15 protein-coding genes and 2 riboswitches are annotated in these 14670 nt (G+C 28.6%); of the genes, 13 read left to right on the top strand and 2 right to left on the bottom strand.

Features of this window, described 5'->3' with window-relative positions; all coding sequences use genetic code 11:
• The 3 genes from C1715_RS12660 to scpB are packed head-to-tail and all read left to right on the top strand — an operon-like array spanning position 1 to position 2540.
• Positions 1 to 1188 carry a tRNA nucleotidyltransferase/poly(A) polymerase family protein gene (locus C1715_RS12660; protein ID WP_102400840.1) on the top strand — a complete coding sequence of 396 codons (1188 nt, stop codon included), beginning with the start codon at positions 1 to 3 and terminating at the stop codon, positions 1186 to 1188.
• A complete protein-coding gene (locus C1715_RS12655; protein WP_102400839.1) occupies positions 1163 to 1954 on the top strand; it encodes a segregation/condensation protein A in 792 nt (263 codons plus the stop codon). Before C1715_RS12660 ends, C1715_RS12655 begins: the two co-directional genes overlap by 26 nt.
• Positions 1905 to 2540, top strand: coding sequence for an SMC-Scp complex subunit ScpB (gene scpB / locus C1715_RS12650; protein WP_102400838.1), 636 nt, complete (start codon positions 1905 to 1907; stop codon positions 2538 to 2540). Before C1715_RS12655 ends, scpB begins: the two co-directional genes overlap by 50 nt.
• 15 nt (positions 2541 to 2555) lie before the next feature.
• On the opposite strand, the gene ytfJ is transcribed toward scpB, so the two are convergent.
• Both ytfJ and C1715_RS12640 read right to left on the bottom strand, forming a co-directional pair.
• Positions 2556 to 2984, bottom strand: coding sequence for a GerW family sporulation protein (gene ytfJ / locus C1715_RS12645; protein ID WP_102400837.1), 429 nt, complete (start codon positions 2982 to 2984; stop codon positions 2556 to 2558).
• The gene (locus C1715_RS12640; RefSeq protein ID WP_102400836.1) at positions 2985 to 3590 is read right to left on the bottom strand and encodes a DUF2953 domain-containing protein; all 606 of its coding nucleotides are present in this window, start codon (positions 3588 to 3590) and stop codon (positions 2985 to 2987) included.
• A gap of 470 nt (positions 3591 to 4060) precedes the next feature.
• Here C1715_RS12640 and C1715_RS12635 point away from each other — a divergent pair, with 470 nt between their 5' ends.
• The 10 genes from C1715_RS12635 to C1715_RS12595 all read left to right on the top strand — a co-directional run bounded on the left by C1715_RS12635 (position 4061) and on the right by C1715_RS12595 (position 14630).
• Positions 4061 to 5152 (top strand): D-alanyl-D-alanine carboxypeptidase family protein, encoded by a 1092-nt coding sequence (locus C1715_RS12635; RefSeq protein WP_102401941.1) that lies wholly within the window; start codon positions 4061 to 4063, stop codon positions 5150 to 5152.
• 309 nt (positions 5153 to 5461) lie between these two features.
• A complete protein-coding gene (locus C1715_RS12630) occupies positions 5462 to 6448 on the top strand; it encodes a sulfide/dihydroorotate dehydrogenase-like FAD/NAD-binding protein (RefSeq protein ID WP_102400835.1) in 987 nt (328 codons plus the stop codon).
• Positions 6445 to 7722 carry an FAD-dependent oxidoreductase gene (locus tag C1715_RS12625; protein ID WP_102400834.1) on the top strand — a complete coding sequence of 426 codons (1278 nt, stop codon included), beginning with the start codon at positions 6445 to 6447 and terminating at the stop codon, positions 7720 to 7722. The genes C1715_RS12630 and C1715_RS12625 overlap by 4 nt, the downstream gene beginning before the upstream one ends.
• Positions 7723 to 8203: 481 nt before the next feature.
• On the top strand, positions 8204 to 8950 hold the full coding sequence (locus C1715_RS12620) for a DUF5694 domain-containing protein (RefSeq protein ID WP_102400833.1): 747 nt from the start codon (positions 8204 to 8206) through the stop codon (positions 8948 to 8950).
• 258 nt (positions 8951 to 9208) lie between these two features.
• A complete protein-coding gene (locus C1715_RS19485) occupies positions 9209 to 9355 on the top strand; it encodes a hypothetical protein (protein WP_180964078.1) in 147 nt (48 codons plus the stop codon).
• Positions 9356 to 9532: 177 nt separating this feature from the next.
• A riboswitch (FMN riboswitch) is annotated at positions 9533 to 9672 on the top strand.
• Between the two features lie 129 nt (positions 9673 to 9801).
• Entirely contained in the window at positions 9802 to 10452 is a 651-nt protein-coding gene (locus C1715_RS12615; protein WP_102400832.1) for an ECF transporter S component, read from the top strand.
• Between the two features lie 246 nt (positions 10453 to 10698).
• Positions 10699 to 11058 (top strand): DUF4064 domain-containing protein, encoded by a 360-nt coding sequence (locus C1715_RS12610; protein ID WP_102400831.1) that lies wholly within the window; start codon positions 10699 to 10701, stop codon positions 11056 to 11058.
• A gap of 110 nt (positions 11059 to 11168) precedes the next feature.
• Positions 11169 to 11274: riboswitch (TPP riboswitch) on the top strand.
• Positions 11275 to 11583: 309 nt separating this feature from the next.
• Positions 11584 to 12153 carry an energy coupling factor transporter S component ThiW gene (gene thiW, locus C1715_RS12605; protein ID WP_102400830.1) on the top strand — a complete coding sequence of 190 codons (570 nt, stop codon included), beginning with the start codon at positions 11584 to 11586 and terminating at the stop codon, positions 12151 to 12153.
• Complete coding sequence (gene thiM / locus C1715_RS12600; protein ID WP_102401940.1) at positions 12131 to 12928, top strand: hydroxyethylthiazole kinase; 798 nt, start codon at positions 12131 to 12133, stop codon at positions 12926 to 12928. Before thiW ends, thiM begins: the two co-directional genes overlap by 23 nt.
• A 343-nt stretch (positions 12929 to 13271) precedes the next feature.
• Positions 13272 to 14630, top strand: a complete 1359-nt coding sequence (locus C1715_RS12595; protein WP_102400829.1) for an MATE family efflux transporter — start codon at positions 13272 to 13274, stop codon at positions 14628 to 14630.
• Positions 14631 to 14670 lie beyond the last annotated feature (40 nt).

Here is a 14670-nt window from a genome sequence, read left to right as displayed (position 1 = left end):
ATGGTGGATTTTTCTATAACGGATTTTTTAAATGAAGATGAAAAGTATATTTTTAATATTTTAGTGAAGTATTTTAAAAGAAATAATATAAGAGCTTATGTGGTAGGAGGATCAGTTAGAGATACTTTATTAAGAACACCACCTAAAGATGTTGATATAGCAGTAGAAGGGGATGTTCAATTTATTATTAAAAAGCTTCCATTAATTGATAAGGTTATTTATCATGAAAGATTTAAAACTTCTAGTGTATATTTTAAAAATGGAGTTCAGTTTGATATGATAACATGTAGGGAAGAAACTTATGCCAAATATGGTTCATTGCCTGAAGTTTATCCAGCAACCATAGTTGAAGATTTAGCTAGAAGAGATTTCACTGTTAATGCAGTGGCTTATGACATAATAAATAATTGTTTAATAGATCCGTACAATGGAATAGAGCATATTAAACAAAAAAATATAAAAAAAATTAAAAAGGATTCCTATAGAGAAGATCCTACAAGAATTTTTAGAGCGGTAAGATATTCAGTAAGATATGGATTTTCATTAGAAGATGAGGAAGAAATATTGAGGTGTATAGAAGAAAATACATTCTCTAGCATAAGTTATGATAGGATAATGAAAGAAATAGTACTCATGGCAGGAGAGGAAAGATGGAAGCAAAATATATATGAGTGTTTTCGATTAAATATAATGAAGTCATCAGAGAATTTTTTAATTGAAAATAAATTGTTCTTAAAAGATTGTTTGAACATTAGGCTTTGTAGCATATATAGAATTCTTAATGATTCTAATGTAAAGAATATATTTAAAAATAACTCAATGTTAGAGAAAAGTTTAAAAAAAGCTTTTCGGGAATATGATAGGGTGGAAATAGAATTATTAAAGTGCAGGGATAATAGTTGTATATTTAATTTATTAGATAAATGCAATGTTTATCATTTAATACTTTTAGGATATAATAAAAACCTTACTTATAAATTACTTAATTATATGAATTTAAAATATAATTATAAAGAAATAAAAGCTAAGTATATATTAGAGTTAGGAATAGAAAAAGGAAGGCTAATTCATGATATAATAGAAGAGGTAAAAAGGGTAAGATTAAACACCTTTTTAGAAATAGATGAAAATTATCTAAGAAATAATATAGGAGAGATATTAAATGGCATTGAACATAAAAATACATAATTTTGAGGGGCCCTTTGATCTTTTATTGCACCTGATTAAAAAAAATCAAATGGATATATATCATATTAGAATCCATGAAATTACAAAGCAATATATGAATTATATAAATAGTATGAAGGAAATGGATTTAGAGATTACATCAGAATTTATAGTTATAGCTGCAACTCTTTTGGAAATAAAATCAAGAATGCTTTTGCCTAAGGTCACTGTGGACAAGGATCAAGAATCAGAAGAAGATCCAGAAGAATTTTTATTGAAAAAACTTATAGAGTATAATAAATTTAAAAAAGCTGCAGAATTTTTTAAGGAAAAAGAAATAGTAACAGGAGCAACTTTTGGAAAGAAACCAGAAATCATTGAAGAGAAAAAGAATAATAATGAAGAAGACTTTTTAAAGAATGTAACTATGCTTAAATTATTTAATATATATAGCGAACTTATGAGTAATTATCTTAATAAATTAAATAAGAATAGTTCAATAGAAAAGGAACTTTTAATTGACAATTTTAAAGTAGAAGATAAAATGGCCGTGTTAAAATATAAAATACAAGAAAGCCAAAAGTTGAAATTTTCAGATGTAATGAAAGAGTGCAGAAAAAAAATGGAGGTTATAGTGACATTTTTAGCTCTTTTAGAGTTGGTGAGGTTAAGAGTTGTAAAAGCATATCAACAGGATAATTTTAATGAAATATTTATAGAAAGGATAGAAGAAAAAGATGGAATATATGAGCCAGATGGAGATAGAGACAGCGTCTCAAAAGAATAGACTTTTTTCTATAGTAGAATCGCTTCTATTTGTAAGTGGAGAGCCTATGAAATCTAAATATATAGCTTCTATATTGGAGTATTCTAAAGAGAAAATAGAAGATTTCATGCAGGAAATGATAGAGAGTTATGGTGATGATTCTAGGGGAATCAAAATAATTAAGATAGATGATTCATATCAAATAGTTACAAAGCCAGAAAATAGTGTATATATACAAAAATTATTAAATGTAAATGTAAGACAATCTCTATCTCAAGCAGCACTTGAGACTTTAGCTATAATAGCTTATAAACAGCCTATAACTAGGATAGAGATAGAGGAAATAAGAGGGGTTAAATGTGATAAAGCTGTGGTAAATTTAGTAGAAAAAGGTCTTGTAAAGGAGTGTGGAAGGAAAGAAGTACCAGGAAGACCTATATTATATGCAACAAGTGATACATTTTTAAAGCACTTTGGTTTAGAAAGTTTAGGAGATATGCCGGATTTAAGTGAATTTGAAGAACATATAGTGGAAGAAGAGAAATTTAATGAAGATTCAGCTAATATAGAAAATATAACTAATATAAAAGAAATAGAAGAGGAATAAAAGGACTACAGCCTTTTATTCCTCTTCTTTACATTGTTCTTTTTTATCTTTTTTACTATTTTTTTTATCTTTAAATATAGGCATATCTTTTATTGTATCTATGATTTGAGGCATAGTGTCTATTACTTTGTCATAAGTGTTCTTTTGATCTAGGGAAAGAAGTCTTAAAGAATCTGGTTTAATTACTAAAAATGCTACAGGTTTTACAGTGACACCAGCTCCAGAGCCACCTCCAAAAGGAAAATCGGGGTTATCTCCAGAGGCTTTACAATTTGCAAACTCACTGCCTCCAGCTACAAAACCAAAAGATACTCTGGAAATTGGAAGTACTAAAGAGCCATCTTTGGATTCTATAGGTGTACCCACTATGGTATTTACATCTACCATATCCTTAATATTTTCCATGGTAGTTTTCATAAAAGTTTCTATAGGATTGTTTTCCATTTATATTCCTCCTCCAAATTTAACTTTAGCTTTTTTATTTTTAGATTTTTTCATAAATTTTTTTTCTTTAAAATATAAAAAAGTAAACTTCAATGATATATATATAACTTTAACTAAATTTACAAAAATTATACTACTAATTTCTATATATATGATTTGGTTATTAAATATTGGTTTTACATTAAATTTAAACCATTTAATTTTAAAAAGCTTACATAGCATGTTATATATAAATCCAGGAATAGTATTTATAAATCCATAAGTCATGGCAGTTATGGAAGCATCATTAAATCCAAAATTTATATTAAAATTTATTTTTAGTGTAGGTTTAAAAAAGTTATTTAAGCAAATATGAAAAAATACTTTTGAAAAAGCTTTATTTTTTTGTTTCTTGTTTTTAATATTCTCTTCATCTTCAGTATCCTGCTTTTTAGCTTTTTTATTTTTTAGATTATCTAAAGTTTTATTTAAATCAAATTCATTAAAAGATTTTATTTCTTTTTTATAAATGAAAATTTTTAATTCTTTGTTATTAAATACTAATTTAAATTTTAAAGGTATGGGAAATAATATTATTATTAAGGCTATTAAAAAGATATAAAACATATATAATTCCTCCAAAGTATTTCCGTGCTAGAGTCTATGGTATTCATATAAATGTATAAAGTAGTATTAAATTTTAATAACTTTAAAAGATAGTAGTTCTATTTAGTATTTTAACCATAAATTTCAAATATAAACATTGTATTAGATTGAGATGATGTAAATATATTAAATTGTAATTACTTCATAATGAATTTGGGTATATAGAATTTTATTTCATAGGGTTGTATACATAAATAAAATTATGTATACAAAATTAAAAGTAAACTAACAACTAATTTATTAATTGGTATTAAATGATATATTAAAGTAGCTAAACATAAAGAGTAAATTATAATTAACATACTAGTAAAAAGTTAGTAATTATATATAAGAACGGTTTAAGAAAGGAAGTGGAAAATGTGCTGAATTTAAAAAAAATATATAAAAAGACTTTTAAATATAGAATTATAAGTGTTTTAACTTTAATTTTTATGTTTTCGTGGATAATTTCAGTTAAGGGTGAACCTATAAAAGATAAAAATGGAAAAAGTATTTATATAAATGCTAGGTATGCCATTGCAATGGATGCTAAAACTAGAAGAGTTTTATTTGAAAAAAATTCATATGATTTAGTTCCTATAGCTAGTACCACAAAAATAATGACTTCTTTAGTGGCTTTAAATTATGGAAACTTAAAAGATAAAATAGTTATATCTAAAAAAGCAGCTACTATTAATGGATCACAAGTAGGATATAAGGAAGGTGAAGAAATTTCTATAGAGGAGCTGCTATATGGTCTTATGTTTCGTTCAGGAAATGATGCTGCTATAGCTATAGCAGAAGGTACTGCAGGCTCAGTAGAAAATTTTTGCAATCTTATGGATGAATATGCCTATTCCATAGGAGCGTTAGATTCTCATTTTGAAAGTCCTCATGGATTAGACAGTGAGAACCATTATTCTACAGCTTATGATTTAGCTCTTATAACAGCTAAGGCTAAAGAAATAGATAAGTTTAATGAAATAGTAGGAGATAAAGAAGTAACTGCAGAAGAAAAAGGATTTACTAGATCATATAACAATATAAATAAAATACTTTGGCAAATACCTGAGGCCAATGGAGTTAAAACAGGGTATACAGGAGGAGCGGGAAAATGTCTTGTAACATCGGTAGATATGGATGGTAATGATATAATAATAGTGGTTTTAAATTCTCCAACTAGATGGAATGAAACAAAGAAAATATACAATAACATAAAAGAAAATTATGAATTTAAAGAAGTGGTCAAAAAAGATGAAATAATGGCTTCTATGAATATAAATAAGAGAAATAAAGTTCATTTACTTTGTAGTGAGGATATTGTATTACCTCTTAAAAAAGGCGAAAATTATGTAAAAAATATAGTAGTAAAAGAAGACATAAATAATGTACAAATTAAAAAAGGTGAAGAAATAGGAAAAATAACAATAGAAGATGAAAAGGGAAATTTAATATATCAAAAACCATTAATATCAAATAAAACCATAAATTCATCAAATAAAACGGAAGGAAGATTTAAAAAATTAAAGGAATTTTTTAAATGATTTCAGTGAACTTTAGGAAGCTATTATGCAATTCAGTAGCTTCTTTTTTATTTTATATTTAAAATACTATAATTTACAAAATAAAGAAATCTTTTTAATAAATTAGCTATGTATACAACTAATTTATTAGGTTAATCCTATTAAATAATTTATAATTAAATAGCGCCATAGTGTAATATAATAGAGTTGAATAATGTATATTATTACATAATTAAAATTATGTAAACTAAATAAAATGTAAACCTAAATGTAACAATTTAATCCCTCAATGGATATTCTATTATTAGAACGTTTTTTGGAGGATAGACTATGGATTATGAAATAATCGACTGTATAGATGCTGGTAGTGAATTTTGCCCTTGTAAATTAGCCGAGAGCAATGAATGCATACTCTGCTCCCAAATGAGTGGTAAAAAGTTTTGTGATTGCATAAATTGGAAGGGAGTATGCATATATCAAGAATATTTTTGGAATGGAAATAAGGCTAAAGAAGAAAGAAAAGAATATATTTGCAAAGTAATTAGTAAAAAAAATTTACAGCAGTGTGTAATAGAGTTAGGCATAGTGGTACCTCATAAATTGGCAGTGAATTTATGCCATCCTGGCAGCTTTATATTTCTTAAAACACCTAATACAAAAGAATTCTACAATACACCAATATCCATAATGGATGTGGATACTCAGGAAAATTTAATAAAAATCATGATAGAAATAAAGGGTGTAAAAACTAAAAAAATAGATGAAATTGGAGAGGGAGAAGATATTTCTATTAAGGGACCTTATTGGAATGGAGTTCAAGGTATTAAGAATATTTACGCCAGTAAAGAAAAAACTTCTCTAGTTATATTTAGAGGAATAGGTCAGGCTCCGGCAGTTCCAGTTATTAAAAAACTTTATTCCAATGGCAATAATATAATTTGTATTGCGGATAAGGGAGGATATGAAGATATATATATAAAGGATTACCTTCAAATGTATAACTGTAAAGTTTATTATGTGGATACTCTTAAAAATGGGGAACTTACAGAGGAAGTGAAAGGGTTAATACAAGATATTTTAATAGATAAAGATGTAAATTTAGTTCATATAGCAGCTCAGGATATACTTATATATTTAATAGTAAATTATATACATGATGAGAATATAAAGCTTTCTTGCTGTAATAACGCCAAAATGTGCTGTGGAGAAGGGGTATGTGGTTGCTGTACTGCTAGATATAAAGGGCATAAGATAAAAAGACTTTGCAAAGTTCAAACAGATCCTAGAAATTTATTTGAAGGGAGAAGATTTATATGAAGGTAATCATTATAGGGGGCGGTTGGGCTGGTTGTGCTGCAGCTATAACTGCTAAAAAAGCTGGTGCAGAAGTTTATTTATATGAAAAAACAGATATGCTTCTAGGACTTGGAAATATAGGCGGCATCATGAGAAATAACGGAAGATTTACGGCAGCAGAAGAAATAATAGCTTTAGGAGCTGGCGATCTCATAGATTTAACAGACGAGAATTCAACTCATAGAAACATAGAGTTCCCTGGACATGATCATGCATGGCTATACAATGTCAATAAAATAGAACCAGCCGTAAAAAATCATCTATTAGATATGGGAATTAATTTAAATTTAATTTCTAGAGTTATTGATGTAAAAAAAGGTAATGATAAAATTGAAGGTATTTATTTATCTAATGGAGATTATGTAGAGGGAGATGCATTTATAGAAACTACAGGTTCTACAGGACCCATGGGTAACTGTTTAAGATATGGAAATGGCTGCTCCATGTGTGTTTTAAGATGTCCTGCTTTTGGCCCTAGAGTAAGTCTAAGCTCAAGAGCTGGAGTTGAAGATTTACAAGGAGAAAGAGAAGATGATGTTCTAGGTGCATTTAGTGGCTCCTGTAAACTTTGCAAGGAGAGCATATCAAATGAAATATTAGAGGAGTTAGAAGAAACGGGAGTAGTAGTTTTAAAAGTTCCTAACGAAGATGTAAACCTAGACAAATTAAAGATAAAAGTATGTCAACAGTATGCATTAAAAGAATTTGCAGAAAATGTAATTTTACTGGATACAGGACACGTTAAACTTATGACTTCCTACTACCCATTAGAAAAATTAAGAAAAATAAAAGGGTTAGAAAATGCAAAATACATTGATCCATATGCTGGAGGTAAAGGTAATTCCATAAGATATCTTTCTGTTGCACCAAGGACAGATGACATGAAGGTAAAAGGAATAGATAATCTGTTCTGTGCTGGAGAGAAATCTGGGCTTTTTGTAGGGCATACAGAAGCTATCTGCACAGGAAGCCTAGCTGGACACAACGTGGTAAGATGGGCTCTCGGCATGCCACCTTTAATTCTTCCAAAAGCCACGGCTATAGGAGATATAATATCCTATGCTAACTATAAAATGACCACTAAAGAAGGAAGAAGAAAGAGATACACCTTTGCTGGTGCGGAATATTTTAGCAGAATGAAGGAATTAGGACTTTATACTATAGATGTAGAGGAAATCAGAAAAAGAATAAGTAAGTTAAATTTAAGTGGCATAATGAGTGATAAATTAATTTAATAAAAAATAGTTTAGAGAGCTGAAAGGCTCTCTTTTTTATATTATTTTTATAGGTAGTATTTTACTAAATAAAATAGGAGATATGTCAGTCCTAGATGAAAGTACCTCTGCTATGGACGAAAATATAGAAAAGATAATGTAAAAGAATATATTTAAACAATATAAAGATTCTATAGTAATCTTTTGCTCCAATTAGCAAAAAATATTGAATTATGCTGATTATATCTTAAAATTAGTTGTTGATTATTTTTGCTAATATAAAGAATAGGGATATGTAGCTTTTATAAGTAAGTTGCCACCACTAATAAAGTTAGTGATTGCACTCCTGTTTTTATGAAAATAACAATTTAAAAGTAAAAAAATTGAATTAAATAATATAAATGGTACAATAAGATATGATATAAATGTAAAATTAATTACATTTGTGATTTGTATTACATTGCTAACAAGCATCTCTCAATAATTAAGGAGGTATTCAAAGATGATAAACGGCTTTTCAAAACCTAAGGTGCTTCTTCTTGGAACGTTTCATATGGGGAAAACGCCAGATATGTATCATACAGAAGTAGGCAATCTTTTTTCAAAAACAAGACAGCAAGAAATACGTGATGTTGTAGATAGGCTAAAACGTTTTAATCCAACCAAAGTGGCATTAGAAATTGTCACAGAAGATGATAAAGTTATAAATAATAAATATAAGGCATATGTCAATGGACAGTTTCAATTAGAAGGAAGAGAACAACATCAGTTGGGATTCCGAATAGCTTCAGAATTAGGCCACGAAAGAATATATCCTATTGATTGGATGGATGTAGGCGTTGCTACTAGACCTTTTGGTGAAGTATATGAATGGACAAAAACAAATCAGCCGGAATTATTTAATGAAATTTTTCAAAAAGAAGTTTTTAATAATAATGCAAATAAAAGTATATTAGAGATGTATCAAAGTTATAATGAACCAGATAAAATTAAAAAAAGTCATGAACTGTATATCAATATGGCTCGTATTGGCTATGTGAGAGAGTATGTTGGCATTAGTTGGTTAACATGGTGGTATCAACGCAACTTAACGCTTTTTTCAAACATTTGTCGTTTGGTAGAATCAGCTGATGACAGAATACTAGTAATTATAGGAAGCAGTCATATCTATTTATTAAATCAATTTTTGAGAGAGAGTAATATGGTTGAGTTAGTAGATGTTAATAAACTGCTTCTATCTAATGATTAAGATAATAGTTAAGTCACAATAATAGATAATGTGTATAAAATAAAGTGCAATAAATTATTAAGTTGCATAAAAATAGCGTTATAGCAATAACGTGCCCCTTAGGAAGCACTCGGGAAAATGGATACTCCTAAGTGCTTTCTAAATATCTGGAATTATCTTGAAGATTATTTGTTAAAAAGTATTATTAGGATTAAAGAGTTATTTAGCACCCCATTAAATATTAAAATCCTTACGTATATATATATGGAGGGATTCAAGATGCGAGTTAATAAAATAATAGAAACTAATGAATATTATGAACAAAGACTAAGAGTTGAGCCTAAACCTAAAAGGGAAAATAGCAATAAGAAAGAGATATCATTTTTAGAAATTTTAAAGAAAAATATATGCAAAGATAGAGTATAAATAAGCGACTGCTTAATCCAAGTACTTTATACCAATATTGTACTTTTTAATTATACTAAATACTAATTTCAGTTTTAATTATACATATGAAAATTAATACAAGTAAGTGGTTTAGTTTTAAGAGGGTACTTGAAAATATTATTATTAATGGTATAATGTTTCTAGAACATTTGAATATAATGTCTTCAGGGCAGGGTGAAATTCCCGATCGGCGGTATAGTCCGCGAGCATGAGAATGCAGAACTTGGCATGTGTCCAAGTTAGGACTTGGTGAAATTCCAAGACCGACAGTATAGTCTGGATAAAAGAAGGCGTGTTAATTGATTGTAATAAATGATTACTTTTTTTGTGTTTCATTTTTTTACAATTCTAATTGTCCACCTAATTGCAATTAACACCTGAAAGACATTTCTTTCAGGTGTTACTATTTTTAGGGGGAATGTAAAATGAAAACAAACACTAAAAAACTCACAACATTGGCAATGTTAAGTGCTATTGCCTATATTATTATGGTTTTAGGACGTATTCCTATAGTAATGTTTTTAAAGTATGATCCTAAAGATGTTATTATTACTATTGGAGGATTTATTTTTGGTCCGTTATCAGCATTTATTATTTCAGTGCTAGTTTCTTTTGTGGAAATGTTCACTGTTAGTGATACTGGTTTTATAGGTTTTATTATGAATATCATTTCTACATGTGCTTTTGCATGTACAGCAGGTTATATTTATAAACGAAATCATACACTTAAGGGAGCTGTATATGGACTTATTACTGGAAGTATTTTAATGACAATAGTTATGCTTCTTTGGAATTATCTTATTGCTCCAATTTATTTAGGGTATCCTAGAGAAGCTGTGGCAAAACTATTGATTCCAGCATTTTTACCTTTTAATCTTTTAAAGGGTGGATTAAATGCAGCCTTAACTATGCTTTTATATAAACCTTTAGTAAATTCCTTGAGAAGAAGTAACCTTATTCCTGAGTCATCGAAATCTAATCCAGTTAAAAAAATTAACCTTGGGGTGACACTTATTTCCGGTTTAATACTAGTTACATGTATTCTTTTAGTATTAGTATTAAATGGAACAATATAATTATTTTATTGTAGTAGCTATTATAGTGTTCAAAAAGTTAAATGAAACAATTAAACTGGATGATTCCATATACCCATATAAGTTAGTTGTTATATAAAATTCAGTAGTATTAATTGAATATAGAAAACTAAATCAACTAAAAAGGAATACTAAAACTTATATTTAAAATTTTTAATTGGTTAATACTTCTAATATTGGAATAAATAATATATAATTTTATTATATGATATATTAGGGGGAATCGTTATGAAAAGAACAGCTGAATTTGTACTAGGACTTATAGGGGGAATTTTAGGTATAATAATAACATTTATAACTTTGGTTGGAGCTATTTCTTTGTTGTTAGGAAATGAACCAGTAGAGAGTACTGAGACTGTATTCACAGTAATATATATTATAGGTTTAATATTATCAATAGTTGGTTTAGTTTTTGCTTGTAGAGTAAATAAAAATAGTAAAGTTTCTGGCATAATGATGATAATTGCAGGAGTTGGAGTTTTTTTATGTAATCTCCTTAATGTTGCCTCATTGATATTATTTTTGATAGCTGGAATAATGTGTCTTACTAGAAAAGTGGAATCTAAAAATGAGCAGATAATACAATAGTTTATTAACAAAACTAGAGAAGCGCTAATGCGGTTCTTTTTAGTTCTTGCAGTTTCATATTTTTCTATATTTTTACCTTTGTGTTGCATTTAAAAAATTTATATGATACAATTTCTAAAAAGGGGAGCTTGGTTGCAGGCTGAGAGGAAGTTTATGCTTCGACCCATAACTTGATTCGGATAATGCCGACGTAAGGAAATATTTAGTTTATACTATTTGTTTATATATCTTATGAGTGTAAATGAGATGTGCCTTATTTGGTGTATCTCATTTTTTATGCTGCAAAGAGAATATTTTTGATTAGTGAAGGAGGAGCGCCCTGAGCTAATATTGCAAAATACAACTAAATAGCGAGGGAACTTGTGTTTCAAGGTGAGAGGAGGCTTTTGAGCTTCGACCGACCAGTATGGCTTATGTCATATAGGGAATTGCTATTTAGTTACGATAAAACTATACCTCGATAATGGTGTTTATTCCCTATATAACATATTGGGAAAATGAATATTATTAGGGAGGTATTTTATTATGGAAAAAAACTCAAAATTATTAAAAAAACTTATGCTTGCAATGTTGGTGGCAATGGGAGTTGTGATTTCACCGATTCTTCGTATTGAAGGCATGTGTCCTATGGCACATTTTATTAACATAGTATGTTCTGTTATTCTTGGACCTTGGTATTCACTGCTTTGTGCTACACTTATTGGTGTCATAAGAATGTTTTTTTTGGGAATTCCACCTTTAGCTTTAACTGGAGCAGTTTTTGGTGCTGCTTTATCTGGAATTTTATACAGAGTATCTAAAGGAAACTTGATTTGTGCCATTATAGGTGAGATTATAGGAACTGGCATTATAGGAGCTATAGTTTCATATCCTGTTATGACATTTATTTGGGGTAGAACAGGACTTACATGGATGTTCTACGTTCCTTCATTTATTATGGGTACACTTATCGGTGGAACCATTGCATTTATTTTTCTAGCGGCATTAAGCAGAATAGGGATGCTTGCAAAAATTCAGAGGACTTTGGGGGCGAAAGTTTATGACAAATCAAAATGCAACAATAAACGATCTATTGCAAATAAGACAGAATGTTAAATTAAAAAAACCACTAATTCATTGTATTACAAATCCTATTTCAATAAATGATTGCGCAAATATGGTGCTTGCGGTTGGTGCCAAACCTATTATGGCGGAGCACCCTTTGGAGGTTGCTGAAATTACTGCTACTTCTAAAGCTTTGGGAGTTAATCTTGGGAATATAACAGACACAAGAATGAAATCTATGTTGATTTCAGGTAAAATTGCCTTTGAAAATAAAATTCCACAAGTAATTGATTTGGTAGGTGTGGCTTGCAGTAAACTTCGATTAAATTATGCAAAGAAATTTATTTTCCAGTGTCATCCAAATGTTATTAAGGGCAACATGTCTGAAATAAAAGCAATTTATGGTATAGAGAGTAATTCAAAGGGTATTGATGTGGGTGAATTTGACATGGTAACAGAAAAAAATTCCGAAAGAAGTATCGAAATGTTAAAAAAATTGTCTTTGCAAACCGGGGCTGTTATTGCAGCAACAGGAGTGGTAGATATAATAACAAATGGTATTGATACATATTTAATAACCAATGGCTGTGAAATGCTTTCAATGGTAACTGGTACAGGTTGTATGCTTAATACACTTATAGCAAGTTGTATTTCTTCTAAAAATATATTTGGAGGTACTGTTCTTGCTATAGCTCTTATGGGAATATGTGGTGAACTTTCTCAGCATGTTAAGGGGACTGGAAGTTTTAAAACTGAACTTATAGATAATATGTTTAGTATTTCTGATGATATGATAACAGAAAAAATAAAATATAGAGTAGAATAAAAATAGAGAGTAGCATCTGCTTAGTGAAGTGCAGATTAAATGTTATGCATATGATATATTATATGCATAACATTTAGAGTTGTAATTCATTATAAGTAGATGCTTTTTATTATGGTTAAAATTTAAAAATTAATCAAAGAAATAATAAAATGTGATATATTTAATATAGAAGTTTAATAATAAGAAAATTTTGAAGAGAAATAAAATTAGAAAAGACAAAATACAGCTTACAGAATTAAATATGGAGAGAATCTTAAAAATAAGAAAGGAGGGAGTTACTGCAAAATAAGTAGCATTGTAGAAGGAAAAAATAAACTTTTATAAATTTTCAGTAACGCATAATATGGATTCGAAGGAAAGAAGAAATTTAATATTGGAAGGAAATATGTACAAAGTTATAATCACATTAGCTTTACCAATTATGATAAATAATTTAATACAGACTTTATATAATTTAGCAGATGGAGTATGGGTTAGTAAAATAGGTTCAGTACATTTTGCAGCTACATCTTTTGTTTGGCCTATTAATTTTTTATTTGTTTCTATTGGAATAGGATTGTCCATAGCAGGTACATCGATTTTATCCCAATTAATAGGAGCATCTAAATATGACAAAGCTAATAAATATGCCAGTCAATTAGTTGCCATTTCTTTTTTTATTTCTGTAGTTTTTTCAGCAATTGGATACATAATAAGTCCATTAGTAATAAAACTTATGGGTGGTTCAGGAGAATTGTTAAAATATAGTAGTATATATTTGAAAATAACTTTTTTAGATATGCCATTTATGTTTTTATTTTTTAATTATAATTCTATAATGAATGCCCAAGGTAATACTTTACAACCTACAATACTTAGTGCAATTAGTGCAATTTTGAATATAGTATTAGATCCTATTTTTATATTTAATTTTAATATGGGCATAAAGGGTGCTGCTATTGCTACTTTATTAACAAAAGCATTACTTAGTGTAGCTGGATTTTCTATGTTAAAGTTAAAGCCGGGAACTATAAAAATAAGTTTTAAAAATTTCAAATTTAATAAGGATATATTATATAAAATTATAAAAATTGCTGTGCCATCTTCTATTGGACAATCTGGTTCTGCATTAGGTTTTATGGTCTTAAATAGTTTTATTGCCTCTTATGGTACAGCTACTATAGCCGCCTTTGGTATGGTTAACAGAATTACGGGACTTGTAATGCAGCCTGCAATGGGTATTGGAGCTGCTTTAACTTCTATTGTAGGACAAAACTTAGGAAATGATCAGATGAAAAGAGTTAAAGAGGCTTTTAGAAAATCTTTAAAACTTACAATAGCATTTTCACTATTAGGATGCATAATTATGTTAATTTGGGACAAGCAAATCATAGAATTTTTCATACAGTCTAAAGATGATAGTAGTGTAATATCTCAAGGTATTACATATCTTCAATACATAGCTTATTCTATGCCTTTGATGGGGATTTTTAGTGTACTTCAAGGAATATTCCAAGGCTCTGGACATACAAAGTATTCCATGGCTATGGAAATAGGTAGACTTTGGTTTGTAAGATTGCCTATGATACTTGCATTTAAGTATTTAACAAATATAGGATCTACTGGTATTTGGTTTTCTATGAGTTTTAGCAATCTTATAATTTGTATATATGGATATTTAATTTACAGGAAAAATCAATGGCAAAAAAGAATAATAAAATGATAGATATCATTAATAAAATTTATAAAGATTAACTATAGGA

Origin of the sequence: Haloimpatiens massiliensis (assembly GCF_900184255.1) — a bacterium.
Lineage (GTDB): Bacteria > Bacillota > Clostridia > Clostridiales > Clostridiaceae > Haloimpatiens > Haloimpatiens massiliensis.
Note: the sequence above shows the minus strand (reverse complement) of the source record. Positions and strands in the feature narration are given on the sequence as shown.

Excerpts from the sequence above, each read along its gene's own strand:
- C1715_RS12635 (WP_102401941.1), top strand. The coding sequence starts at position 4,061 with ATGTTTTCGTGGATAATTTCAGTTAAGGGTGAACCTATAAAAGATAAA.
- C1715_RS19485 (WP_180964078.1), top strand. The coding sequence starts at position 9,209 with ATGCGAGTTAATAAAATAATAGAAACTAATGAATATTATGAACAAAGA.
- ytfJ (WP_102400837.1), bottom strand. The coding sequence starts at position 2,984 with ATGGAAAACAATCCTATAGAAACTTTTATGAAAACTACCATGGAAAAT.
- C1715_RS12615 (WP_102400832.1), top strand. The coding sequence starts at position 9,802 with ATGAAAACAAACACTAAAAAACTCACAACATTGGCAATGTTAAGTGCT.
- C1715_RS12610 (WP_102400831.1), top strand. The coding sequence starts at position 10,699 with ATGAAAAGAACAGCTGAATTTGTACTAGGACTTATAGGGGGAATTTTA.
- C1715_RS12595 (WP_102400829.1), top strand. The coding sequence starts at position 13,272 with ATGGATTCGAAGGAAAGAAGAAATTTAATATTGGAAGGAAATATGTAC.
- C1715_RS12660 (WP_102400840.1), top strand. The coding sequence starts at position 1 with ATGGTGGATTTTTCTATAACGGATTTTTTAAATGAAGATGAAAAGTAT.
- C1715_RS12655 (WP_102400839.1), top strand. The coding sequence starts at position 1,163 with ATGGCATTGAACATAAAAATACATAATTTTGAGGGGCCCTTTGATCTT.
- C1715_RS12630 (WP_102400835.1), top strand. The coding sequence starts at position 5,462 with ATGGATTATGAAATAATCGACTGTATAGATGCTGGTAGTGAATTTTGC.
- C1715_RS12640 (WP_102400836.1), bottom strand. The coding sequence starts at position 3,590 with ATGTTTTATATCTTTTTAATAGCCTTAATAATAATATTATTTCCCATA.
- scpB (WP_102400838.1), top strand. The coding sequence starts at position 1,905 with ATGGAATATATGAGCCAGATGGAGATAGAGACAGCGTCTCAAAAGAAT.
- C1715_RS12620 (WP_102400833.1), top strand. The coding sequence starts at position 8,204 with ATGATAAACGGCTTTTCAAAACCTAAGGTGCTTCTTCTTGGAACGTTT.
- C1715_RS12625 (WP_102400834.1), top strand. The coding sequence starts at position 6,445 with ATGAAGGTAATCATTATAGGGGGCGGTTGGGCTGGTTGTGCTGCAGCT.
- thiW (WP_102400830.1), top strand. The coding sequence starts at position 11,584 with ATGGAAAAAAACTCAAAATTATTAAAAAAACTTATGCTTGCAATGTTG.